Here is a 26,112-nt window from a genome sequence, read left to right on the forward strand (position 1 = left end):
AAAAGCAATTCTTTTTTAAGCAATAAAAAAAGGCTCTGCAAGTTAGTTAGAGCACCTAATATATGCAGAGCACTTTTTAATACTTAGTATTTAAGGCTGATTATGCTTGAGAAGCACCAGTTACAGCATCAGAGTCATTTTCTTTTAATTGATTCTCAGCTGTTACAGGATATGGCTTAGCTCTTGAAGGATCAGTATTTGACTTCAAGTTATCAGCAGTGTAATTAATATGAGTAATCTTGGCGTGTTTAACATCTTCAATTGTCTTGCAACCAGTCAATTGCATATCAATTAGTAATTCTTGGTTCAATTGTTCAATAACTGATTGCACACCCTTAGCGCCACCAAGTGCAAGGCCGTATAAGTATGGACGACCAACACCGACCATATCAGCACCAAGTGCTAAAGCCTTAAAGACATGTGAACCACGACGAACACCTGAGTCAAAGACAATTGGTACACGGTGGTTAACAGCTTTAGCAATTTCCGGCAACATATCAATAGTAGCAGGACCACAATCAACTTCTCGACCACCATGGTTGGTAACATAAATACCATCAGCGCCAGCACCCATAGCTAAATATGCATCCTCAGCACAAACAACGCCTTTAACAAAGACAGGTAAACCAGACATTTCCTTAATGCGTCTAACATCTTCTGGTCCAATCTTTTGGGCTGAAGAAGCATACATCTGCGCTACAGTTTGGCCTTCACCCTTTGCTCCTTGGTAACGAGTAAAGAAGTCTAGTGGAACAGGGTAGGCAAACTTAGTTCTGAGGTTAGCTTCACGAAAGCCTGAAACCAAAGCATCTACAGTAAGGAAAATTCCCTTGTAGCCAGCCTTTTTAACTGCATCAAAGACCATCTTGTTGAATCCCCAATCTTTACTGAGGTAAAGTTGGAAGAAACGTGGTGCGTTTGGAGCTGCTGCCGCAATCTCTTCTACACTCTTATTAGCATAAGTACTTGATGCAAACAAGGCTCCAGCAGCAGCTGCACCCTTTTGGGTAGCAATTTCCGCATCTTTATGAGCAATACCATGGCAGGCAATAGGTGAAATCATCACAGGTGTCTTTAATTTCATGCCCATAAATTCAGTATCCAATTGCGGACTATCCATATTTGTAAGAGCACGAGGCACAATCTGAAAGTGATTGAAGGCCGTAGTGTTATTACGCCAAGTCCACTCATTTTCTGATCCCGAAGCAATATAGTAGTATGCACCTTCTGGCATAACTTTCTTTGCACGTTCCTCAAGTTCATCGAGGTTAATCATCTTTAAAGTTTCTTCACGATCACTTTGGGGAAAACCGTTATAATATGATGTCATTTTTAAGACTCCTTCTTTAAATTAAAATTTCCACTTTCTATTATACATGTAAATGCTTACAAAAGTTAGTGAAATTTAAAAATAAATGTTTAAATAACGGGTTTCCTACTGTTTGTTTTTTCACAAAGTCTAGTAAAAATAGTAACGTATGTTATTTTAAGCTAATAAATTTTACAAACTACGCTTAATAATATGAGTGAAGTATGTAACAAGATAGATCGTAACTTCAATGACAGCAATAAAAAAAGTTACTGGCAGGTTCGTAATATAGCCTAAGTATAAGCCAAACCAGACGCCAACCAATGCAAAAAAGACAGACCAGGCTATCATTGACGGAATCGTTTTTCCCAGATAATTCGCAGTGGCCGGTGGTAATGTCAACAAGATAAAAACTAAAAGTGATCCTACTATTTGAGCACCAATTGATACCGACATTGCCAGAGCAATTAAAAAAATAACACTGACTGCACCAGTTTTTACTCCATGAGCAAGAGCACCAATATGATCAAATGAATCAAAATTTAATGAGCGCTGGATGATAAAAATCATTAACAGCACAAATACAGATAAAGCTGTTAGCTGGATGACACCCTGATGGTCAACCCCGATAATACTGCCAAAAAGAATATTAGTGGCATAATTGCTATTGGCTCCAGAAATGGCAAGGAAAAGTACCCCCAAACCCGTAAACAGGGCTGAAATAGCACTAATTGAGGATTCTTTTTGCTCACTATGAAGTGACAATTCACCAACACTAATTGAGCCAAGAAGGGTAAACAAAAGCATCCCCCATAAAGGATTAATTCCGAGCCAGACTGCAAATGCAGCACCAGCAAAACCAATTTCAGAAAGCGTATGTGCTAAAAAACTAAAGTTGCGTGCGACTACATAAACACCGACAGTGCCACAAGTTATCGCAATAAAGGTACTCGCCAAAAATGCGTTACGCATAAAACCATATGCAAACATTATTCATATGCCTCCTTAAATTGGGACATTTCACCATGTTCAATTTGACCATGATTTAAATATAAATAGTTCTGCATATACTTGTGAGCTAATGATATATCATGAGTTACAAACAAAACTGTTATTTTATGCTTTTCATTCAAATGTCTGATCAGCTTCATCAGCTCATCTTTAGCCATAGGGTCAAGACTTGCCGTAGCTTCATCTAAAATAATCATATTAGGATTATCAAGCAAGGCTTGTGCTAAATAGGCTCTTTGTTTTTGCCCGCCTGAAGCTTCCCCCATACGAGTATTTTTAATTTGATATAAATTTGTTTCCTCTAACTGCTTTTTTATTGCTTCCTTAGTTTGGCTGTTTTTAATAATCGGTGCATTCAAACCTACAAAAGCTTCAATTGATAATGGATATTCAGCATCTATATTGCGAAACTGAGGTACATAACCCAGACGAACATCATCTGCAAATTTAAAAGATCCCGAACTAGGAGTCAACATCTTCATTAGAATATTTATTAAAGTAGTTTTTCCTGTACCATTGGGACCTAAAAGCGCAGTCAATGAACCTCTTTTTAACCTGAACTTTAAGTTCTCAAAAACATTATTTTTATCAAATCTCATTGAGAGATTATTAACTTCTAAAATATCAGACAATTTGTATTTTTCCTATATTATCTATTTAAAATTACCCACCTTGACAAATTGATTAACATCAATGGGGTAATATTTACGACCCTTAATCTTAACTCGCCCACCATATGTGCGCACATAATTACCACGGTATAACTTATTTATACCCACTCGCTTACCTTTGCCATCGTAAATATAGGCATTGTGACTTAACGGACGCAACTTGCCTTCAACGTTGCTTGCAACGACAAACTGATTAACACCTATTTGCAAATACTTTCTTTTTTTAATGGTTTGATTGCCATAAATTGTTAACTTAGTACCAGCCTTTTTAGTTGGTAAATCAGTTGCCACACCATTTTCATCATAAACCAATGCATTATGAATCAAGACTTTGGTAGCAACCGGTTCAGGCAGAACAGCAGGCTTTTTAGCAGGTGCAGCAGGTGTTGGTGACGTTACTGTATTATCATCAACAGGTGCATTATTAGCTGGCGTTCCTTGATCATAATAATATTTAACTAGGTCAAAGAAATCATCCATTGAATAACCCCATTTGGCGAAGTAACCATCCGGATCAGTATGATCAGTACCACCTAAAAATGTAGATACGGCATGGTGAGACCAAATTGTCCCTTTACCATCATGAACAGCGTTGTCAGGTTCTAAATTATATTGGTGTAAAATTTGCGCAACATAAATAGCATCATTATTCACGCCTTTGGCAAAATCAGCCAGATTGTTTTCTTCACATAGTTCTACCTGAACAAAACGGTTGTTAGCAACAGGACCTGCACCCCATACACCGTAATCTGGACTTGTCATTTGAATGACACCAGTTTTATCCACAAAAGCATGAACATAAGAATAAATATTCATCCATTCGCGGTTAAAATAAATACATTCATTACGTGCAGTAGCATTTTGTGTAGCTGTTTCATGAATAACAACACCTTCAGGCTTACCGTTGCGATAATTAATTGGATTAGCAGCAGAAAAATCGTTGTATTTGATACCTTCTTGCGCTAATACCTGCTCTGCATAAGTTACACCGCTGAAACTATTTTGTTTAGCAGTATTATTAATTGTACTACTTGCCTGTACTATCGTTGTCTCTGGAGCAGCTACAGTTGCAATACTTGCTCCTAAAGCTAAAACGGCAATTAATTTTTTCATTTTCAACGCCTCATAATAATTACTTTCGGACTACTTCAGCCAAATCCTGATAACTATCATTCATCCAATCGAGATAATTAGTATTATCTGGGATAGTTTCCCTTACTTTTAAGATACGGATATTTTGCTTTTTAGCCAACTTTAGAAAAGTGTCAACTGTAGAACTTGAAGTTTGTTCATTGATCACAAAAAATGCAATTTTCCGTTTCTTAATGCCTTCTGTCATTTTCTGAACAGCTGATGGACTCGGATCTGTATTATTTTGGATTGCTTTCTCAAAGTCTTTATTTGCGACTTTAATGTTGACAGAACTTAACGCATAGTCAAAAACTGGCTCACTGACATAAACGGGCTTTTCAATGTGGTGACTTAATTTAGCAGAAGTCCTTTTAATACGTGCAATTTCAGCTAAATATCTTTTCCCGTTTTTTCTATAATAACGAGCATGCTTTGGATCTTTTTTACACAAGCTCTTAACTAAGTAATTAACATACTTGGTGGGCATAGTCAAATCAAACCAAATATGCGGATTATCACCTTTTTTTAAACCCATCAATTCTTCACCAATGCGAACCGGCTTTTTGTCAACTGAAGAGGCCAATTTATCCATCCAGCTGTCATAACCCAAACCGTTTTCTATTACTATGTCTGCATTAGATAGAGCCTTGGCATCATTAGTAGTAGGTTGAAAATCGTGAGGGTCAATTGCAGATTTTTTAATAATTGCTTCTGCTTTGCCATATTTGCCAACTATGTTTTGGGCAATGTCAGAATAGACATTCGTCGTCGTCATAATTGATATCTTACCGCTTTTGTGTGACTTTTGTGAACATGCACCTAATGTTAAAAGAACTATGCCTAATAAGGTAACTGCAGAAAATAATTTTCTAAATTTAACAAATTTCAATATTGTTGTCATTCCTTTTCGTTTTTAAGTGTAGTTTTTAAGTAATAAGGCAACTTTTTTAATTGCAGTACAAAATAAAAGTTACTTACAATTAATAACCATTATACACTAATTAGGGAGTGCTTTAAAAGCAACGCCTTATTATAGTTTCGTTACAGTTTCATTGCTCATAGCAGATAGTCTCAATGAACCCAATAATCAAAAAAACGTGCGAAATTTTCGCACGCTTTTAGAACAAATAAATAAATAATTAAACTTTGTAATATACTTTATTATAAAATATTTCCATTAGATTCAATTACCTGCTTATACCAATAAAAAGAGTCTTTGGGAATTCTTTTTAGAGTCCCGGTGCCATCATCGTTCAAATCAACATATATGCAACCATATCTTTTAGACATTTGAGATGTAGAAGCACTTACCAAATCAAACGGACTCCACATTAAATACCCAATAACGTTTACTCCATCTTTTATTGCTTCAAGAATTTGAAGAATATGTTCTTTCAAGTATTGAATTCTATAATCATCATGAATCTTGCCGTCTTCCAAAATGTCCTTAGCTCCCAGTCCATTCTCGACTATGAACAGAGGTACGTGATATCTGTTCCAATATTCATTCAAGGTAATTCTCAGGCCCAAAGGGTCAATCTGCCAGCCCCAGTCCGTTTCTTTTAAATAGGGATTTTTACCACCCACAGCCATATTGCCGTGTTCTTTTTTAGCATTATGAGAACTAGAAATAGTTAAAGATGAATAATAGCTAAAAGATAAGAAGTCACATTTGCCATTAGCTAAAATTTTCTCATCATCTTGTTTCATCTTTATTGATATGCCATGCTTTTTAAAATACCTATTCATAAAACTGGGGTATTCCCCTAAAATTTGAACATCAGAAAAAAATAAGTTTAAATTATCTCTTTGCACAGCAGCCAAAATATCTTGAGGGTCGCATGTTGAGGGATAAACCATATCTCTTGCCACCATACAGCCAATATGAGCTTTGGGATCAATTTTATGTAGCTGCTGTACTGCTAAGGCACTGGCAATAAACATATGGTGCAAAGATTGAAAACGAACATTCTTTTTTTCATTTTCAGTCAAGTTTTCTTCTATTGCCCCTGTTCCAACAAATCCCCAGGTTGCAGAATTTATTTCATTGAATGTAATCCAATATTTTACTTTTCCCTTATAACGTTCAAAAACAGTTTCAGAATACTTAGTAAAGTTTTTTATTGTTTTTCTGCTCAACCAGCCATTTTGATTTTTCACTAGTCCTAAAGGCAAGTCAAAGTGATGTAATGTAATTACCGGTTCAATTTGATACTTTAGGCATTCAGAAATTACTTTGTCATAAAATTCTAAGCCCTTAATATTCGGCTTATCTTCCGTACCATTTGGAAAAATCCTTGCCCAGGAAATTGAAAATCTAAATGCCTTATATCCCATTTTAGAAAGTAATTTAATATCTTCTTTATAATGGTGAAAGAAATCAATGCCCTTCCTTTTGGGATACCTTAAATCATTTAAATCTTTTTCTGCAAAAGCAACTGAATCTTTCGTAACAGTAGGCAAAGCCAATTTTTGATTCATTTTTGGTCTAGGCACTATTTCAGTAATTGTTGGTCCTTTATCATCAACATTCCACGCACCTTCAATTTGACTGGCAGAAGTAGCACCTCCCCATAAGAAATTTTGGGGAAAGTTTTGCAAAAAATTTTCTGAATACATTATTTTTCTTCCAATCTAAAGTCTAAAAATTCTTACAATAACTAATTATTTGTTTCTGGTTCTGAATCAATTTTTTTAAAGAAAGGCAGATAAATAAAATAGCTTAAAACACAAATTAAGAATTCATATATTGCCCAAGCAATACTTCCGCCGCCTGCTAAGAATCCGTGTACTATAATTGGGGTTCCTGTAGGAATTTGAATTCCTGGAAGAACTGGTAAAATACCTACTTTTATCCCTAAAATGGCGATTATGATGGCAGCTAAAGGGGTAAGTATAAAAGGAATGGCTAAAATAGGATTCATGACAATAGGTGTACCAAATACCAGGGGTTCGTTAATACCAAATAAATTTGGAATTATAGATAGCTTACCTAAAGTTCTGTACTGCTGCTTATGTGCTCTTAACATTGCAATACATAAGCCTATTGTTAGCCCAGATCCGGCAAAAGTTGACATGCCATAAATGGCACCAGTATAAATATTTGGAATTGCATGTCCAGCATTAAATGCTGCAAGATTGGCAGCATCTAAAGGCATCCATATTCCAATAAATACTGAAACTACAATCATTACTCCGTGAATACCAAAAATCCACAATAAATGGGTAATCAGAACCAACAAAATCATTGTAAATGCATTATTGCTTAGCAATGTTAATGGAGTGGAAATGATGGTAAAAATAAAATTATGCAGACTTTGAAACTTAGTTAAAGAAAATAAATATCTAGTGATTAAAAAGATAAAAGCAATTATAAATGATGGTATTAAAGCCGTGAAAGAGTTCGAAACAGTTGGTGGCACACCTTCTGGCATTTTGATGGTCCATCCTTTATTTTTTAGGAAAAGATATAACTTAGCTACTATTAATGCCACCAGAAAAGATGTAAACAGCCCTTTGGCTCCTAGCCAATCCGAAGGCAGTGAAACAATTGATGAAGATTTATCCGTATTAAATGGAGTGACAATTAAGAAACTAACTAATGCAATAATGCCTGCTTCAATACCGTATTTTTTATTTTCATTTCCACTTAATTCACAAAATTTATTTGCCACTAAAAAGACCGCGTATAAACTAAGAACATTGATAGTAACGTTAGCAGGAATACTAAGTATTGACTTGAGATTCAGTGAAACTAATAATTTTTGATAGGCAGGAATTTGAAGATTATTTATTAAACTTCCAATCGCACCTAAAATAATAATTGACATTGACGACAACAGACCATCAGAAATAGATTTGACATAAATATTATTTTGAATAGTCTGTGCACCTTTTAAAAACTTATCTTGTATTTTCATCTATAAACCTCCAATGTTTTTAGACAAAAGCTATTTAATTGCTATTAACTGATCAGCTATAAAATATTATTATCTATAAACAGTTGGCGTTCTATATGCAAAAGCCAGAACTTTTCTAACCATTTCACAGGTTAGCAATTTTGTAAGTTCTTAATTAATTAGCACAGAAAAATATTAAAATCAGCAAACCATTCTTTAGCTTTTGGCAATCAAAAAAACGTGCGAAATTTTCGCACGCTTTTAGAGTAAGTAAACAAACAACTATAAAATTATAAACTATAACCCAATTAAATGGGCAAAAACTGGAACTAACAGATTATCCACTAAAGCTGTCGCAACAACAGCCACTGCAGCAGTTGCTCCTTGCACAGAGCCCATTTCCAATGCAAAAGCTGAGCCGATAGTATGTCCTGCAGAACCTAAACCCAAGCCAGTTCCCAACGGATCACTATTTAAGTTGAACCACTTAACTAATTGTTTGCCTAAGGCGTAAATTACTACAGCATTAAGTATGCATGCCATAGCTGTAACAGAGGCATTGCCCCCAATAGCTTTTGTTATTGGCATTGCTACAGCAGTAGTAGCAGACTGACTTAGCATTGACTTTATTCCGACAGTATTTAAACCAACTGCTTTAGCGACAAGTGTTATTAAAGCCATTGAAATTAACGTACCAAAAACCAACCCTAAAAGAATAACCAGCCAGTTTTTCTTTACAACATCATTACGCTTATACAATGGTACTGCGAAAGCAATTGTAGCTGGCGTGATGAACCAGAAAATAATATCTCCACCTGGTTTATAAGCTTTAGCATAAACAGTAGCTGTTGAAACGTCAAAGCACTTAGCAAGGATAATTAGGATTGCTATTCCCAAAACCATTGCTACAAAGAGTGGTTGAAAAAGGAAAAAACCTTTTGATTTTTTGAACAGCCATTGTCCAGTTAAAAATACAATTAATGACAAGAAAACTCCAAATAATGGATTAGTAATATATTGCATTATTTAACATCCCCTACTTTTTTGTGATTAATAACAGTTAGTTGATTACTAGTTACTTTTCCTATAACCCAACTAAAGAATTTAGTTGTATAAGCAGTTACAACTAACAAAATGATTGTAGAAGCAATTACTACTATAATTAGTTGTATTCCCTCCTCTTTCATAATCTTTAAATTTGCAGCTAATGAGATTCCAGATGGAACAAACATAAAACTAATTAGTGAGATTAATGCACTGCCAAAAGAATCTACCCATTCAACTTTGATTACATGAAAAGTCAATAAAATATAAAGCAAAACTAATCCTATTACTGGAGTCGGTACGGGAAAAGACTTTGGCATCAAATCAGAAATTACTTGTGCCACAAACAAAATTGCAGCATAAATAAACATTTGTACTAAAATTGGAGCTGATTTTGTTTTTTCTTTTTTCATAAGATCGATTTCCTTTCTCATTTTCAGCTTTCTTGCTTTCAAGTAATAAGATAATAGAAAATGCGATTTTTGTAAGCGATTAACCCGTGAATTGCAAAAAATGACCTGTGAACTGCACTAAAGCAAATTCACAAGTCAAAATAAATTAGAACACTATTTACAAACCTAATTTTTGGTTCAATTCTTTGCGGTAAGATCGACCTACCTGAACTCTGGAATCATTATTCATAATCAACATCAATGTATGATTAAACCAGGGCTGAACCTCCTTGATATCTTCAATATTTACAATTGCATTTCTATGGACTTGTAAAAAACATGGATCCGTTAGCCTTTCCTTAAGCCAGGCCAGGGTTTTGCGTGTTTCGAATTTTTGCTTATTTGTTTCAATTGTTAATACACCGTTATTAACCGTTGCTGCTATTACTTCCAGTTTCTTAATAACCACGTTGCGATCTTGAAGCTCAATACTAAGAACGTCACTTTTTGACTTTTCTGGCTGTGCAGAATTTTTATTTTGACTGTTTAAAACTTTCACAGCCTTTTGCAGTGCCTGATCAACCCTCTCTTGTTCGAATGGTTTTAAGACATAGTCAAGTGCACCAACGTCAAAAGCCTTCACAGCATAATTATCATACGCAGTAGCAAATACAATCATCGGTGAATAGCTCAGTTGTTTCAATTCATCGGCCAGCTCAAAGCCGTTTTCTTCATTAAGCGAAATGTCCAAAAACAGCAAGTCAATTTTATATTTAAGCAAAGTTCCCTGTGCTTCTTTGATATCTTCTGCTTCATAGAGTTTAACGGTTTGATTATTTAAAACTGAACTTTTTTTAATCAAATAAGATAATTCAGTGCGGGCTAGTGGTTCATCATCAACTACCAAAATTCTCATTTTTAGCTCCCCTTTGACCTTCAAAATCACTTTTTTCAGCTTGTCTCAATGGTATCTCGGTTTTAAAAGTAGTTCCATTTTTACCAGTTTTGATATGCAATTGACTATTTGTGCCATATAAACCTATAAGACGCTTATTTAAATTATAGAGTGCTGTACCACTGCCGCCAGATTCACTTATTGGCTCTTGACCCAGCCTTTTTAAAATTTCCGGTTTAATACCAACACCATTATCACTTACTAAAATCTGCAAGTAATCTTTTTTTTGACTTAAATTAATGATAATTTTGTTACCAGTTTTTCTGCCTTTGAAGGCATGCTTGATAGCATTTTCTACAAAGATTTGTAAACAAAACGATGGCAGAAGCGTACTATCAGGCACACTGATTTGATAGTCAATTTTAAATTTATGCGGAAAACGCAGCTCCTCAATTCCAGTATAAGCACTAACATACCTTTTTTCCTGATCAAGGGTAATTTCTTTTGCCTGGCCATTTTTCAAACTTAATCTAAAAAATGTACTAAGCTGCATTAAAGCTCTGTGAGCTTCACTAACATCAACCCTCATTAAGGCTCCAATTGTATTAATTGCATTAAATAAAAAATGCGGATTAATTTGAACTTGTAATGCCCGAATTTCAGCTTCATTCACCAAACTGGTCTGCTGTTCTGCAATGCCAATAGCCAATTGTCCTGAAAAAATCATAGCAAGACCGCGAACCAAATTTTCTTCAACTACTGTCATTTCTTGTTCAGCACAAAAATAGAGTTTCAAAGCTCCAATCGTTTTTTTATTTACTTGCAGTGGGCAAACGATTGCAGATGTTAATGGACAATCCGAATGGGGACAACCAATTTCTTCTTTTGAATGTGCCAGTTTTTCATGTCCCGAAGCAATAACTGTTTTTGATAAATCAGTTATTACGGGCTCACCAGCAATGTGGTGATCTTGTCCAGCGCCAACATGAGCCAGTACATTAATGCGATCAGTTAAGCCTACCGCATCAAAATTAGTGTATTTTTTGATAATTTTACAGACATGTTCTGCAGAATCAAAGTCAAGGCCATGACGAAAATAAGGCAATGTTTTATTGGCCAATTCCAAAACATCTTTAGTTTGCACAGCTCTCAATTGACGCTCATTTGATAAATAAGTTTTCAAAATTTCAATGAACAAGCAAGAGCCAATTGTGTTTAACAATATCATGGGTACAAAAATTAATTTGATTAAGCCGAAACCATGAAATGCAAAAATAAATGCCATTTGAATCAGTTCTGCTAAAAAAGATAAAACTGCTACCCAAAAGGTTGAAGGATACAAATTATTTTTCTTAACCTTATCACCTAAAACGCCAATTAGATAGCCGATTAGAACCGAACTGACAATATAAAAATAATCCGAAAAGCCACCAAAAATCACACGGTGTAACCCACCCACTAAACCAACTAAAAGTCCTACATATGGTCCAGCAGTCAAACTTGCAGTAGTGATAACCAGCATCCGGGTATTTGCTATTGAATCAGACTGGGGTAATTCTGTCAGAATAAGTGGGGTAACTATTTCTTTTGAACTCGAAATTTCTACACCGGTGAGATTGGCAATGACAACGAAGAGTGAAAAAATGATAAATAACCAGATTTGCGATTTTAAGGTTCTTTTTTCAATTAAATCCCTAAAAAAGCGCATGTTAACAAGGAGAAACGCCAGAATCATAATAATACCCAGGCGTTCTGATAATAATATGAATAGGTTGAACACGTTTTTCTCCAATCCGTAAACTAAGCTGGAATTAACCTTTTATATCATATAAGTATGACAATTTTTTCAGCTTACGCAATAGAAATCGTATTCAACTGCTCAAAATGCCACTTGAAATGGTGAAATCCGTGCTTCAAATTCACTAAGATTTTTGAAACTTATTGCTTAAAAAATTTATTAAACAGATAAAAGACAATCGTCTAACTGATAATTTGCTTTTATCTATTTTCTGTCAAATGATACTATTAATAATATATTAATTGCTAAAACAGTTTAAAAGGAGAGAAAAATGAAACTAAAGAAATCGCTAATTTCAGTCATTGCTTTAATAAGCTTGGGGACAGTTGGGAATCTAGTCAACAATTCAGCAACTACTGTAGAAGCGAAAAAAGTACCAACCGTTTATCCTAAGGCAATACGGGGCAACTGGTATTTTTTTAATAAAGAAGATATAAATTATCCGTTCGTCACCAAAGAAACTTTTACTAAAACTAAAGTTACCAGAACATACTATTATGGCGAAAATCCGAAAAAAATGAAGATGGGAACTGATTCTAAATTTCTACATAAATATATCCCACATACTGCTACAGATGCACTTGGCAGCGATGATAATAAAGCTTTACACTGGGAGTTTCTAACTGGTTATAAAAATGAAGGCGGCCATAAATGGTTGAACGTAAAACCCTGAAACTCAACTAATGCCATTGGCGGTTACGAAGAAGATGGAGGTCTTTTTTACAACGTGTCGAAGCTTAAAGGACATCAAGTATTAACTGAGGCTAATGTTATGCATGGTAGCAAAATACACAATTGTGCTCACTGGTACCGTTCCAAGAAATTGGCCCGGAAATGGTCATTACATGAATATAAAGGATTTTTATATTAACGTTTTTATATAGTCAATATTTTTTAATTATACATCTGTAATGCAATAGAGTGATCTATATAATTAAAGGTATTCAGCTTATAAGCATTTATTTACAAACAAAAACTGCACTGAACTTTTTAAACAGATCAGTGCAGTTTTTGTATAATTCAATTAAATTTTGTTATTTATCTTCTTGTTGGTCAACCGGCTTTTTCCACAGTCCTAAAATGACACCAGCAACAATCGAGCCAATAATAGTAGCAACGAAGTAAAGCAAAATGTGGTTAGCAAGAGGAGATACCCAGAGACCACCGTGAGGTGCGGGAACGCCAATACGCCATAAGCCGACTAGAGCGCCACCGACAGCAGAACCAATGATACATGAAGGAATAACGTGACCAGCATCTGCCGCAGCAAATGGGATAGCACCTTCAGTAATGAAGGAAAAGCCTAAAATCCAGTTGGTTACACCAGCGCGACGTTCATCCACAGTATATTTATTCTTAAAGAAAGTCGTACCAATTGCAGTCGCAAATGGTGGTACCATGCCCCCAACCATTACAGCAGCCATCATTACAGCAGCAACAGTTGAATGAGGATCATTGGCAAAAGCACCTGAAGCAAAGACGTAAGCAGCCTTGTTGAAAGGTCCGCCCATATCAATTGACATCATGGCAGCTAAAATAGTTGTCAAAACTACCAAGTTTCCCGTACCCATTTGGTTTAAGAAATTAGTAATTGCAAAGTTAACGGCACTAAAGATTGGATTAACAATGTAGTACATAATAAGGGCTATGAAGAGCAGACTCAAAATTGGATAAATGAGCATTGGCTTCATCCCTTCAAGAGACTTCGGCAACTTGGCAAATAATTTCTTTAAGCCGACTACCAAGTATCCGGCAATAAATCCAGAAGCCAGACCACCTAAGAAACCGGCAGGTGATTTAGCATTAGTTACCACATTGGCAACATAAGCACCACCATATGCACCACTATAAACCGTGGCCATAAAACCACCGACAAAACCAGGCATTAAAGCAGGCAAGTCACCGATTGATTCAGCGATGTAACCTGACAAAATCGGCACCATGAATGCAAATGCCATGTTACCGGCATTGTTTAAGAAAATGAAAGCAGGAGATTTTGGACCACCAGCATAGTTTTCCACAATAAAGGAGATTGCCATTAAAATACCGCCACCGATAACAAATGGCAACATGTGGGAAACACCGTTCATTAAGTTTTTGTAGATTGAACCCCAGACGCCTTCTTTAGAGTTGTCACTTTCTTCATTACTCTTTTCACCATTAGAATGGTAAACGCTGGCTTTTGAATCTAAAATGTTATCGATCAATTCGTCAGGTTTGTTGATACCGTCAACAACTGGACGAGAAATTAAAGGCTTGCCATCAAAGCGGGGCATATCAACTTTCTTGTCCGATGCAATGACAACACCTTGAGCACGGCTAATTTCAGCAGCTGTTAATTTATCTTTGACACCTTCTGAACCGTTGGTTTCAATGCGAACATCAACACCGCGCTTTTTACCTGCCTTGATCAAAGCCTCTTGAGCCATATAAGTGTGGGCGATACCGTTAATACAAGCAGTGACACCAACAATTAAAGGCTTTTCTTCCTTATTAGATTCATTTGTACTTGCAGCCTGTTCTTTCTCGGCTTTCTTATCTTGATCCTTTTGTTTTTCAGCATCTTCAAAAAGCTGTATTACCTCTTCAGGTGTTTGCGCTTTTTTAAGAGCATTAACCAAATCGGGATCAATTAATAAACCAGATAACTTAGCTAGAGCTTCAAGGTGAGTGTTATCAGCACCGTCAGGTGCAGTAATCATAAAGAATAAATGAACCGGTTGACCATCAAGTGAATTGTAGTCAATTCCCTTTTCGCTTTTAGCAAAAAGCACACGCGCCTTGTTGATTGTCTTATTACGGGCATGAGGCATTGCAATTCCATCACCAATGCCGGTGGTAGATTCATTTTCGCGAGCCCAAATTGACTTGATGAATTCATCTTCGTCATTGACGATGCCGGTTTTGACTTCCAAGTCTGCCATTTCCTTAACAGCATCTTCCTTATTAGCCGCTTTAAGCGACATAATCATGGATTCAGGAGCCAAAATATCTTTAATTTTCATTTTAAATTCTCCTCAAATTACGAAATTTCTTCAACATTAATTTGCGGCAAAACCGCATCAATCTGACTTTTAACAGCTATATCTTTAGTAAAAGCTGTGGCAGCACCACAAGCCATACCAATACGAAAACTTTCGGCTGGATCTTTTGTTTTAACATAAGTGCCGACAAAGCCAGCTATCATTGAATCTCCAGCACCAACCGAATTAACAGCAGTTCCAACAGCTGCTTTGGCATGATAAAAATGTTTAGGCGTAATCAAGTAGCCACCTTTACCAGCCATGGAGACCATAACATTTTGTGCACCCATGTCAAGCAATTTGCGCGCACACTCTAGCATCTCCTGATCTGACTCAAATGTAGTTTTGAATAAATCAGCTAGTTCGTGATGATTTGGCTTAATCACAAGTGGCTTATAACTCAAAGTATCAAGCAAAGCCTGGCCAGTGGTATCAATTACAAATTCTGCCCCTGCTTCTTTAATAATAGGTAGAAGTTCCTTATAAAAATCAACCGGCAAGCTTGGTGCTAAAGAACCACTCAAAACCACAATGTCACCTTTTTGCAAATCGCTAAGATGTGCTTTAAAAGCAGTTATTTCCTGATCTGTAACATTGGGACCAGCAGCATTAATCTCTGATTCTTCTTCTGCGTGCACCTTAACATTAACGCGGGTCACGTCAGAAATGGTGACAAAATCATTAACAATGCGGCGCTGATTTAGCTGACGCACTAATTCTTTACCCGTAAAGCCACCAACAAAACCCCAAGCGGTGTTATCAATATCTAACTGGTTAAGAATTTGGGAAACGTTAATTCCCTTGCCACCTGCCAGAAACGTGCAGTTATCTGCGCGATTAACTTCACCACGGTTAACCTGTTCCAATTGGATCACATAATCCAAAGCTGGGTTAACTGTAACCGTATAAATCATTAGCATATCTCCTTCAGGTTAATTTTTGTGGGCAGTAAATTTTTGTCCTTTGCAGTTAAAGAAGTGGTTATTATTGTTACATCTTTTACTTTCGCAAAGGTAGCAAAACTACGCTCACCAATTTTAGAAGTATCGGTCAAAATGTATGCATGATTTCCCCGAGAAATTTCTATTTTTTTAATTGCCGCTTCTTCAGTATCGGGAGTTGTCAAATTGCCTTGGCAATCAAGTCCATTAGTGCCGATAAAACTGGCAGAAAAATTCATTTCTTGCAATTGCTGCAAAGCAGTCTGTCCGACTACTGCATGGGTATCTTCCTTTATTCGACCACCTAAAAGTATGGTCTTAATTCCGTTATTAAGAGCACAAAGTGCAGTCTCTAAACCATTAGTCACAATCGTCACTCCTGGAATCATCGCAATAAAAGGAACCATTTCATATGTTGTAGTACCTGCGTCAATAAAAATGTAATCATCTTTATGTACATAGTTTTTAACAGCATATTGAGCAATCAGCTTTTTAGCATCGTGATTCATTGAAAAACGAATATGTTGAGACACATCATGAGTAAAATTTTTGACTGATTGCGCACCACCATGTACCCGTTTAATCAGACCTTTTTCTTCCATCTGGTTAAGATCACGTCTAATCGTTGACTCAGACGTTGAGGTCAATGAACAAAGGTCACTTACCCGACACAAACCATGCTGGTTAACGTAATCTTCAATTACTTTTTGTCTTTCCGGCGTTAGCATACATTTCACCCCAGACAGTATTTTATTCGCTTTAGCATTTAAAATCAATCATTTTCAATCACAATTCATCATTTTCTTGCAAAAACGTTCATTTTTAGCTAAAAATAATGGTTGTCCATGATAAACCTTAATGTCTTCAATGGTAATTTGCCACAGAGGACATAAATAACAGCTAATGTGTTTACTTAAAATTTTTGCTCTAATTAAACCCATAGAATTGGTCCAACCACGAGTGTGGTAAAATTAAAATATTACATTATAAAAAGAAAGGTTATAAATTTAGTTATGAAAGGTAAGCAGACTCCTCAATCATATCCCAAGATTTCTAGTAAACACCATATGAGAATTCACTGGAAAGAATTTTTCAAAAGTTCAGATGATACCTTAGTCAAAGATATCACCTTGGTAGAAAAAGGGTCTTTAGTCGGAAGAATTGGTATAATGCTGCTGCAATGCGGTACTGGAGCCTGGCGGGTTCGTGATTCGATGAATACTATTGCACGTGCACTTAAAATCACATGTTCAACAGACATTGGCTTGGTAACTATTAGCTATACCTGCTTTGATGTTGACAACAAGTCTTACTCACAGACTCTTTCCTTACCAACTACAGAAGTAAATATGAACAAGCTCAATGAAATGGAAGAATTTGTCCGTAAATTTGAAACTGAAAATGATTATTTGACTATTGGAGCAGTTCACCGCAAACTGAATCAAATTGAACGCCATACTCAAAATTATCCTTTAATCATTTCCGCTTTGAGTGCCGGTCTGGCCTGTGCTAGCTTTATTTTTCTACTTGGTGGAGGAATACCGGAAATGTTATGTACATTTTTTGGAGCCTTAATTGGAAACTATATTCGTCAACTTTTAGGAAGAAAAAAAGTCACTCTCGTTGCCAAAATTGCTGTTGGGGTAGCTGTTTCCTGTGCCGTATATTTTATCTGTTTTAGATTAGGCACAATAATTTGTGGTTGGAGCAATAATCATGCATATGGCTACATTGGTTCAATGCTTTATGTCATTCCTGGATTCCCCTTTATTACTTCTGGTCTTGATATGTCAAAACTTGATATGCGGTCAGGACTTGAAAGGCTGGCCTATGCAATACTAGTTGTCATGATTGCGTCAATGGTAGGCTGGGGGACGGCTACCATACTCAACTTATCACCGGGTGCAATGCCAAAAATTTCTCTTAGTCCAACATTACTAACAGTTTTCAGAATAATTTCAAGTTTCTGTGGCGTTTTCGGATTTTCGATTATGTTTAATGCCAAAGTATCAATGGCAACTGTAGCAGCAGCCATTGGGGCCTTAGCGAACACTTTGCGACTTAGCTTAGTTGAATTTAATCACATACCGGCCGCCTTAGCAGCGTTCACCGGAGCACTATTAGCAGGACTGATTGCCAGCTTTGTGCGTGATAAAGTTGGTTTCCCTCGGATTGCAATTACCGTTCCTGCAATCGTAATAATGGTTCCCGGTTTATACATGTATCGAGCCGTCTTTAATTTTGGTATTACTAATATTAATGTCGGGGCTTATTGGATTATGGATGCTTTAATGATTATTACTGCCCTTCCAATCGGTTTACTTACCGCTCGGATTTTAACGGACGCAAAATGGCGCCATTGTGACTAAGTTCATTCAAGGAAAATTCTTTTTACCTAACTAGATTTTTAGTTAGGTATTTTATTTGCATCTAGGTTTATTAAGAACATATATTCAAAAGATCTCATATTTGTTCGTATCTTTCCATGTTTTTATTATCAAAATTATGCTAAACTAAAATTGCAAATATAAAATAAGAACATTGTTAAGGAGGATTATATGAGTTCAGTCGTTACATCTGAATTTACCCGTGGCCTGCCTAAAGCCGAATTGCACTTGCATATTGAAGGCACTCTAGAGCCAGAACTGAAACTAAAATTAGCTAAACGCAATCATGTCGATATAGGTCAGACAACCATCGCAGATGTTCAGAAGACGTACAATTATCATGACTTAGCATCATTTTTAGCTGTGTATTACCCAGCAATGAATGTTTTACAAACTGAAGAAGACTTTTACGACTTGGCTTGGGACTACTTAACTAAAGCTGCTGCCAATAATGTGCGGCACGTTGAACTCTTTTTTGATCCCCAAGCTCATACCAGCCGTGGCATTCCCTTTGAAGTCGTTCTAAACGGACTTTATCAAGCTACGATAGATGCGCGGGCATTAAACGTTGACGCTCATTTGATCATGTGCTTTTTACGTGATTTTTCAAAGGAATCAGCTAGAAAAACACTTCAGGAAGGCCTGAAATACAAGGATAAAATTATTGGCATTGGACTTGATTCTGATGAACACAATAATCCTCCTCTAAAGTTTGCCCGGCAATTTGAAGATGCAGCAGCTACTGGACTTCATATCACCACTCACTGTGATATTGATCAAAAAGATTCAATCGAACATATTCGTCAAGCTTTAGAAATTATGGAAGTTGAACGTCTTGATCACGGTACCAATATCGTAGAAGATCCAGATTTGGTAGAATTAGCAGCCAAAAGACAGATTGGCTTAACATCTTGTCCTCTGTCTAATAGCTTTGTGTCACCAGAGATGAAAGGTAAAGAAGTAATTGACCTTTTGAATGCAGGAGTCAAAGTGTCAATTAACTCGGATGATCCAGCCTATTTTAAGGGTTATATTAGTGATAATTACTATGCTTTAGCGCAAAAATATGATCTTAGCAAAGATCAAATAGTGCAACTTGCTAAAAATTCTTTTGAAACTTCTTGGATAAGTCAACGACAAAAGCAATTATATCTAGATGAAATTGATCAATTTGTAAAAGCAAACTCATAACTTAAAAATACAAACAAAAAGGCCAGCTCATATTAAATGAGTTGGCTTTTTCGCTGGTATAATGTTTTATTTTATCTCTTAGAAATTATTTTTTTGATTATTTTACTTCTGAGCTGCAATTGCTTTGATTGCATTACGTCCTGAAAAGATGCAATACCCTGCATGTGTTCCCGGAATATTAACACCGTAAGTGTCACCATAAAGAACTGCAGAGCCATCGCCACCAATAGCATACAAACCTTCAATAGGTCTGCCCTTTGTATTCAAAACTTCGTTATTGGTGTTTACGCGTAGTCCGTCACCGGTAGTGTAGGCACCAACGACCAATTCAATTGCATAAAATGGTCCCTTGCCATCAACTGGCAACATGTATTTAGCCGGCTTATGGAAATCAGTATCTTCACCGTTGGCAGCCATTTCATTATAATGTTTGACATACGCAACTAAGTTAGGGGTATCAATTTCTTGAGCAAGTTCTTCTAAAGTTTCTGCCTTGTGCAAGTATTCGCGACCATCTTTTTCAGCCTGCTCAATGTCAGCACGTAAAGTTGGATATCTGTCTTCTGGAACAAACGGTTTCATCGACCTTGGATATGACTTGTCAGTAAAGTCATCCAAAATCTTTTGACTAAAGATACAGAAAACCCGGTCCTGACGGTTCATTGAATTGCCTTCATTTGCCCAGTTAACTACAGCTGCGCTTTCATCGACAAAACGTTCACCGAGTTCATTGACCCACATTTGTGGTTGATCACAAACTGAACTCCAGATGGCTGTACCCCAAAGCTTGAATGAAGGGACAGTCTTATCTTTCAATTGGCCACCAAACATCATGGCCATTCCCGTAAAGTACTTTTTAGCACCTAACTTCCAAGCTAGTCTCAAGCCATCTCCAGTATTTTTACCAGAGTTAACCGGGATAATGTTATCAGGATTTTGGTGTGGCGTACTTTCTAATAATTTCTGATCATTTAAGTATCCACCTGTTGCCAAAACAACGTTTTTAGCGTTAATCACTTTCGTCACTTTTTCAATGACATTAGTTAACGTAACATCATAAGTGCCGTCTGCATTTTTCTTTAAGTCAGTCACTCTCGTTAATGTAGCAATGGTTATGCCCTTCTTTTTAGCATACGGTTCTAAGCCATTATGAATGGCATCATGACCCTTGCCCTTAAACAAGTGCCAAGTTCTTGCACCAGAACCTAAATTAGCAACCATTCCGATTTCGGCGCCGTGGTCTTCGAGCCATGAAACATTTTTACCGGCATTCGCAATATACTTTTGCCACATTTTGCCGTCAGCCTTGTAATGCGAATAAGTTAATTCCTCTTTAAGTAATTCTTCCTTATCAAGAGTAGCATTATCCTTCTTTTGCATTTCGGAATCAGCAGCAAAAACTCCTTCAACATAATTACCAGTGCCGCCTGTTGTTTGACCTTTTTCAACAAGCAAGGTTTTCAAATTATTATCAACAGCTTCATCTGCAGCGGCAAAGCCTGCAAGTCCTGCCCCTACAATTACTACATCGTATTTTTCTTGCGTCATAATTTATTCCTCTAGTAAAAAATCATGTATAAATAAGTTAATTCATACATGATTTTTGCCATAACCTACTTACCGGCTTTGGCAGTTTCAGCCGCATCGATTCCAGCTAGTCTACCAGAAATATATGCAAAGCCTAAAGTACCACCTTCAAAATCAACGTATGCTTTACCATACATTCCCGACGCATCAGCACCAGCTACGTAAAGGTTTGGTACTGGTTCACCATTTGGAGCTAAAGCATGCATTTTTTCATCAATGGTTGCACCACCAAGAGTGCCCAGGTTACGAGCGATGAATTTTACAGCGTAAAATGGACCCTGCTCTACTGGAGTCATTCTCTTAGTATCAGAGAAGAACAAGTCGTCTGCGCCTTTCTTCTTAGCGTTATTGTATTGCTCAACTGATTTGGCCAAATTATCTTTGTCAACACCCATCTTTTCAGCTAAATCTTCTATGGTGTCAGCAACAAAAATAACATTGGTTGAAGCCAGTTTATTCAATAATGAAGTAAAGTCGGTCTTTTCGTGTTCATGTTTGATGCTTTCTTCAGTATCAGTTGGAAAGTTAAATTCCATGTAAAACTGACGATGATTCTTCCACTTGCCATAGTGGTCTTCAATTGCGACGGTTCCACCTTCTTTAATTTTATCCAGCATTGCCTGGTCAAAGACAACAAACTCAGTTTGTTGTGGTTGTTCTGACAATTCTGCACCATGAACAGCGAAATCTAGTGCATGAGTTTCACTGGCATAACGTTGACCACGGTTGTTAACACGTAAGTTAGGAAAATCAGCTAAGGCATTAACAGGCATCCAGTTTGGACCAACAATTTTAGCCATTTCGCCAATATCTTTATCACTAAAAGTTTGCCAGAAGTAATGAGTGGAACCATTAATATGGTGAGCAGTACCTGCATCCCATGCCATGTTCAAGCCATCACCGGTGTTTTGCAAAACTTGACCTTGTGTGCTAACATCGCCAAGATACTTTTTGCGCATTTCAGGACTGCCACCAAAGCCACCAGTTGCAATAACAACTTTCTTAGCATTAACGTGAAGAGTTTTTTCATCGCTCTCGGCAATCAAACCAGTAACTTTACCCTCACTGTCTTGCAGCAATTTTTTACCGGCAAAACCAAAGTACATATTGCCACCGATTGACTTGAATTTTTCAATTAGTTTGGTTACGGCCTTAGTACCGCCTTCTTGATAACCATGAAGAGTAGCTGGCATGCCAATATGGTCATAACTGCCACCTGTACCAGCATCAACCAATTTCATGATTGCGCCGTTTTCATTTAACCAGTCAACCGTCTTACCTGCTTCATCAATAATGCGGCGCACAAGAATTGAGTTCATGTAGCCTTGAGAAGCATCCATGTATTCGTCATAGAGCCACTTTTTAGAAACAACCGCATTTTGATCTTTTTGTTGTTGACTGTCACTGGCAAACATACCACCAGCAAAAGTAGTTGCACCAAGTGGAGAAATAGTTTTTTCAAACAAGGCTACACTTGCACCATGTTGACGAGCTGCTAAAGCAGCTGCCACACCAGCACCACCGGCACCAACTACTGCAACATCAACGTCAATAGTTTCTTCCTTCTTGCCAGCAGTTTGACCACCATTTTCTTTAAGGGCATCAAAGTCAACTCCTGCCTTGTTCAGAGCCTCTTTAACGCCTTCAATAATACCGTGTGAAGTTTCAGAAGCACCAGAAACGACATCAACATCGACTGATTGCTGATCCACAATTTTTTGCGCCATTTTCTTAAATGCGTTATCAGCCAAACTGTCGGGAGTATATTTATCTAACGGTTTAACATTTACTATCTTGTCTGAGTCAACTTCGACTTCAAGGTTGATTTGACTTTCCTTACCTTGACCAGAACCGGTATACTTTCCTGGGTTTTCGGTTATTTTTTTTGTCATATAAATGACCCCTTTCACTTTAAAAAATCTTATTCAGCATGACGACGAGCAGCGTTTGCGTCTGGTAAAACTGCCAGTACGATAATTTGCACTACAAATACAAGACCTTGAATAATAAAGGTTAATGCATAGTTCTTACCGGCAATTGAGGAAATGATAACTGGAAGGAAGAATGATAATAGCAGTGATACTGTACCAACAAGTCCACCAGCACTACCAGCGTTCTTAGGACCGATCTCTGGGAATGTAATTGGCATAGCCTGCATAATAGGACCAGTCATAGCGCCAAATACGCCACCAAGGACTAGTGCAATGCTTAATGGCATTCCTAATGGAATATACCAAGTGATGGCCATCAACAAACCACCTAGAGCAGTAATAACAATCATCATTGGTTTAGCCTTTTTGGCCTTGTTAATAATTGCTGGGCCAAAGAGTGAACCTGCTAAACTACCAATAGTAGCAACAGAAGCAACCACACCAGCAGCTGCAGGAGTCATTCCCCTGGCAGCAAATGCTTGCGGCAAAATGCCAGAAAAGGCTTCACTAGCACCCATACCAAAACCAACGGCTAAAGCAACGTACCAAGTTTTCTTACTTTTAGCAGCAGCCTTAAAGTATTCAAATGTTGACTCAGATTTGCCTTGTCCTGTTTGGGGTTGTGGAACCTCTTCACCCTTAGGAGTGTCCTTAACAAAGATCATCCAGCAAACAGCTAAAACTAATAGTACAGTTGATGAAAAGATATATGCCTTTTCAACAGTCGGGAACAAAGAACTGGTAGCTTGGGAAAGCATAATTCCAACGCTAGCAGAAGCAAAGAAGACACCCATAGCTGTATTAGTATCTTGTTTAAACCAGGTACCAAAGATTTTCAGAGTATTAGCATTTAACAAAGCCATATAAACTCCGAAAAGTAACAGGGTTAAAAACATTGTGACGAAGTTTTTAGCAAAAAGGCGACCGTATGCACCTAGTACTGAGATAACCAAACCGAAAGAAACGATTTTCTTAGCTCCAAACTTATCAGCAAGAGAGCCGGCAGGAATACTTAAGAAAACTGCAACGAGCATTGGTGCCATTAATAAACCTTGAAATTGTGCTGGTGAAATATGCAGTTCTGGCATAATTTGGACAGCTAAAGCAGAAATCTGAAATTGAATATAACTACTAATTGCGTCAAGCAAAGCAGCTATTGCTAAGATTACCCACCTATAATTTGAAAGCTTAGGTAACTGTTTTTCATCCATGATATATAAAAACTCCTTTTATGATAAAAACTAATTTTCAGCAGCATATTGTCCGGCTAAACGACCAAAGGTCTGGGCGTGACTGCAAGTAAGGCCAGGAATTCTATCTGGATAACTGCCCCAGAAGAAACCACCACTGGCATTACCGGCTGCATAAAGGTGAGGAATTGGATCACCATTCTTGTCAATGACTTCCATCTTAGTATTGATCCGTAATCCATCCAGAGTAGCAAGTAAGCGTCCGCCCATGATGACGCCATAATATGGTGCTTTATCTACTGGGAATAATCTGAACTTTTCTTTACCAAAGTCTGTATCCTTGCCTTGTGCGCACATCTCGTTATAACGTTTTACAGTTGCAACTAACGTATCTTTTGGCAGGTTCAATTTTTCAGCTAATTCTTCAATCGTATCTGCTTTCTTAACTAGGCCGTCGTCAATTCTGCGTTGAATTTCTTCTTTGTTTTCCTCAGTATTGTAAATACCAGGCCAGCCTAAACGAGAGCAGCCTTGAGTATCAAATTGTGCCAAGTGATCCATAGTATCTTCAGACCAAATCTGTGCTTCCAGGTAGCCTGGTTGCTTAGCCATCGCATTAATATCAAATTGGTAAGGAACACTTTCGTTGCCGAAACGCTCACCTTTTAAGTTAACTTTTAGTAGTGGATAAGCACCCATCCAGAAGTAGCCTGGATCTTTAAAGTCGATGACATAATGGTCTTCAGCCTTAGTGCCAACAGGAACTGCACCACGGTCAAAAATGATTTCAGCTGGTTCTTCATCGCGAGCGGCTCCGACTTTAAGACCAGCAAGAATACCTGAACCATCATCACGAGGTCCATCTGAATAAACATTCTTCTTGTAGCCAAGTGGATCCCATTTCTTCATTAATTCAACATTGGCACCGTAACCGCCAGTACAAATGATGACACCCTTATTAGCTTTATATTCAGTCTTTTCGCCACTTCCGCGATCACTGGTAATTACACCAGTAACTGCACCACTATCATCTGTCACTAATTCTTCTAATCTAGTGTTGTATTTAAGGGTTACTCCTAATTCTTTAACTTTATCAATTACCCAATCGCCATAATGAGCCCAGCCATTATCAGGTGTTGCAATTGCTAACTCAGTATTGAAAGCTGTATTAACAACAGTTTCATAGTGGGCATCCTTTTGTGGTCTCAAAACGCCACCATTTGGTTTCAAAATATTATCTTCAAGCCAATTGGCAGTTTCATCTGCATGATTTGCCCAAGTCCACAATAAACGTTCATCAACGTTATCTTGGAAGAACAAGGTTAAAAAGTTCATTAGTTTAGCTTTATCAACTTTAATTCCTGCTCTTCTTTGGGCGTTACTGTCCAGCGCAGCAAAGAATGAACGGAATAAAAATCTTGAACTTCCTTGCTTATCAATCAGGAGAACTTTTGCTCCCTTTTCAGCAGCAGCACAAGCCGCCATAGCGCCAGAATTGCTTGCACCTGCAATAATGACATCATAAGTATTTTCCATTTTTATACCTCACTTCTTTAAACAAATCCTTTAACCGTTTTCATAATACTATGAATCAAGTGAATTAATGCACCATATTTAGAATTAAGAATTACTAAATGGAATACAGAACATAACAGTTTAAAAAGCCAAAATAAAAAATGCTTGTAATATCAACGTTTACATGCTGATTACAA

21 protein-coding genes are annotated in these 26,112 nt (G+C 37.1%); 3 read left to right on the forward strand and 18 right to left on the reverse strand.

What is annotated here, in order from left to right; genetic code table 11:
• Positions 1 to 100: 100 nt before the first annotated feature.
• The 11 genes from LACWKB10_RS02020 to LACWKB10_RS10365 all read right to left on the reverse strand — a co-directional run bounded on the left by LACWKB10_RS02020 (position 101) and on the right by LACWKB10_RS10365 (position 12,087).
• On the reverse strand, positions 101 to 1,330 hold the full coding sequence (locus LACWKB10_RS02020; protein WP_034978128.1) for a lactate oxidase: 1,230 nt from the start codon (positions 1,328 to 1,330) through the stop codon (positions 101 to 103).
• A 171-nt stretch (positions 1,331 to 1,501) separates the two neighbouring features.
• Positions 1,502 to 2,299, reverse strand: a complete 798-nt coding sequence (locus LACWKB10_RS02025) for a metal ABC transporter permease (protein ID WP_034978131.1) — start codon at positions 2,297 to 2,299, stop codon at positions 1,502 to 1,504.
• A complete protein-coding gene (locus tag LACWKB10_RS02030; protein ID WP_034978323.1) occupies positions 2,299 to 2,919 on the reverse strand; it encodes an ATP-binding cassette domain-containing protein in 621 nt (206 codons plus the stop codon). The genes LACWKB10_RS02025 and LACWKB10_RS02030 overlap by 1 nt, the downstream gene beginning before the upstream one ends.
• A 54-nt stretch (positions 2,920 to 2,973) precedes the next feature.
• A complete protein-coding gene (locus tag LACWKB10_RS02035) occupies positions 2,974 to 4,110 on the reverse strand; it encodes an SLAP domain-containing protein (RefSeq protein ID WP_034978134.1) in 1,137 nt (378 codons plus the stop codon).
• A gap of 13 nt (positions 4,111 to 4,123) precedes the next feature.
• Positions 4,124 to 5,023, reverse strand: coding sequence for a metal ABC transporter solute-binding protein, Zn/Mn family (locus tag LACWKB10_RS02040; RefSeq protein WP_034978137.1), 900 nt, complete (start codon positions 5,021 to 5,023; stop codon positions 4,124 to 4,126).
• Positions 5,024 to 5,283: 260 nt separating this feature from the next.
• Complete coding sequence (locus LACWKB10_RS02045) at positions 5,284 to 6,741, reverse strand: glycoside hydrolase family 1 protein (RefSeq protein WP_034978139.1); 1,458 nt, start codon at positions 6,739 to 6,741, stop codon at positions 5,284 to 5,286.
• Positions 6,742 to 6,782: 41 nt separating this feature from the next.
• Positions 6,783 to 8,042 (reverse strand): PTS sugar transporter subunit IIC, encoded by a 1,260-nt coding sequence (locus tag LACWKB10_RS02050; protein WP_034978141.1) that lies wholly within the window; start codon positions 8,040 to 8,042, stop codon positions 6,783 to 6,785.
• A 276-nt stretch (positions 8,043 to 8,318) separates the two neighbouring features.
• Positions 8,319 to 9,044, reverse strand: coding sequence for an LrgB family protein (locus tag LACWKB10_RS02055; RefSeq protein WP_034978143.1), 726 nt, complete (start codon positions 9,042 to 9,044; stop codon positions 8,319 to 8,321).
• Positions 9,044 to 9,478 carry a CidA/LrgA family protein gene (locus LACWKB10_RS02060; RefSeq protein WP_235191483.1) on the reverse strand — a complete coding sequence of 145 codons (435 nt, stop codon included), beginning with the start codon at positions 9,476 to 9,478 and terminating at the stop codon, positions 9,044 to 9,046. The genes LACWKB10_RS02055 and LACWKB10_RS02060 overlap by 1 nt, the downstream gene beginning before the upstream one ends.
• 157 nt (positions 9,479 to 9,635) lie before the next feature.
• A complete protein-coding gene (locus tag LACWKB10_RS02065; RefSeq protein WP_034978147.1) occupies positions 9,636 to 10,373 on the reverse strand; it encodes a LytTR family transcriptional regulator DNA-binding domain-containing protein in 738 nt (245 codons plus the stop codon).
• Entirely contained in the window at positions 10,354 to 12,087 is a 1,734-nt protein-coding gene (locus tag LACWKB10_RS10365; protein WP_052060245.1) for a LytS/YhcK type 5TM receptor domain-containing protein, read from the reverse strand. The genes LACWKB10_RS02065 and LACWKB10_RS10365 overlap by 20 nt, the downstream gene beginning before the upstream one ends.
• A 334-nt stretch (positions 12,088 to 12,421) precedes the next feature.
• Here LACWKB10_RS10365 and LACWKB10_RS02075 point away from each other — a divergent pair, with 334 nt between their 5' ends.
• Entirely contained in the window at positions 12,422 to 12,823 is a 402-nt protein-coding gene (locus tag LACWKB10_RS02075) for a hypothetical protein (protein ID WP_034978152.1), read from the forward strand.
• A gap of 361 nt (positions 12,824 to 13,184) precedes the next feature.
• On the opposite strand, the gene LACWKB10_RS02080 is transcribed toward LACWKB10_RS02075, so the two are convergent.
• The 3 genes from LACWKB10_RS02080 to LACWKB10_RS02090 are packed head-to-tail and all read right to left on the reverse strand — an operon-like array spanning position 13,185 to position 16,842.
• On the reverse strand, positions 13,185 to 15,155 hold the full coding sequence (locus LACWKB10_RS02080; protein WP_034978154.1) for a fructose-specific PTS transporter subunit EIIC: 1,971 nt from the start codon (positions 15,153 to 15,155) through the stop codon (positions 13,185 to 13,187).
• Between the two features lie 17 nt (positions 15,156 to 15,172).
• Positions 15,173 to 16,087, reverse strand: coding sequence for a 1-phosphofructokinase (gene pfkB, locus LACWKB10_RS02085; RefSeq protein WP_034978156.1), 915 nt, complete (start codon positions 16,085 to 16,087; stop codon positions 15,173 to 15,175).
• Positions 16,087 to 16,842, reverse strand: coding sequence for a DeoR/GlpR family DNA-binding transcription regulator (locus tag LACWKB10_RS02090; RefSeq protein ID WP_034978158.1), 756 nt, complete (start codon positions 16,840 to 16,842; stop codon positions 16,087 to 16,089). The genes pfkB and LACWKB10_RS02090 overlap by 1 nt, the downstream gene beginning before the upstream one ends.
• A 285-nt stretch (positions 16,843 to 17,127) precedes the next feature.
• Here LACWKB10_RS02090 and LACWKB10_RS02095 point away from each other — a divergent pair, with 285 nt between their 5' ends.
• Both LACWKB10_RS02095 and add read left to right on the forward strand, forming a co-directional pair.
• Positions 17,128 to 18,483, forward strand: a complete 1,356-nt coding sequence (locus LACWKB10_RS02095) for a threonine/serine exporter ThrE family protein (RefSeq protein WP_034978160.1) — start codon at positions 17,128 to 17,130, stop codon at positions 18,481 to 18,483.
• A 189-nt stretch (positions 18,484 to 18,672) separates the two neighbouring features.
• Positions 18,673 to 19,692: an adenosine deaminase gene (gene add / locus LACWKB10_RS02100; protein ID WP_034978162.1), complete on the forward strand. Its 1,020-nt coding sequence runs from the start codon at positions 18,673 to 18,675 to the stop codon at positions 19,690 to 19,692.
• Between the two features lie 102 nt (positions 19,693 to 19,794).
• Here the strand turns inward: add and LACWKB10_RS02105 are convergent, their stop codons facing one another.
• The 4 genes from LACWKB10_RS02105 to LACWKB10_RS02120 all read right to left on the reverse strand — a co-directional run bounded on the left by LACWKB10_RS02105 (position 19,795) and on the right by LACWKB10_RS02120 (position 25,936).
• The gene (locus LACWKB10_RS02105; RefSeq protein WP_034978165.1) at positions 19,795 to 21,240 is read right to left on the reverse strand and encodes an FAD-dependent oxidoreductase; all 1,446 of its coding nucleotides are present in this window, start codon (positions 21,238 to 21,240) and stop codon (positions 19,795 to 19,797) included.
• A gap of 65 nt (positions 21,241 to 21,305) precedes the next feature.
• A complete protein-coding gene (locus LACWKB10_RS02110) occupies positions 21,306 to 23,171 on the reverse strand; it encodes an FAD-dependent oxidoreductase (RefSeq protein WP_034978167.1) in 1,866 nt (621 codons plus the stop codon).
• Positions 23,172 to 23,200: 29 nt separating this feature from the next.
• Positions 23,201 to 24,421 (reverse strand): nitrate/nitrite transporter, encoded by a 1,221-nt coding sequence (locus LACWKB10_RS02115; protein WP_034978169.1) that lies wholly within the window; start codon positions 24,419 to 24,421, stop codon positions 23,201 to 23,203.
• 30 nt (positions 24,422 to 24,451) lie between these two features.
• On the reverse strand, positions 24,452 to 25,936 hold the full coding sequence (locus tag LACWKB10_RS02120) for an FAD-dependent oxidoreductase (RefSeq protein WP_034978171.1): 1,485 nt from the start codon (positions 25,934 to 25,936) through the stop codon (positions 24,452 to 24,454).
• Positions 25,937 to 26,112: the final 176 nt, after the last annotated feature.

Source organism: Lactobacillus sp. wkB10 (genome assembly GCF_000760615.1).
GTDB lineage: Bacteria > Bacillota > Bacilli > Lactobacillales > Lactobacillaceae > Lactobacillus > Lactobacillus huangpiensis.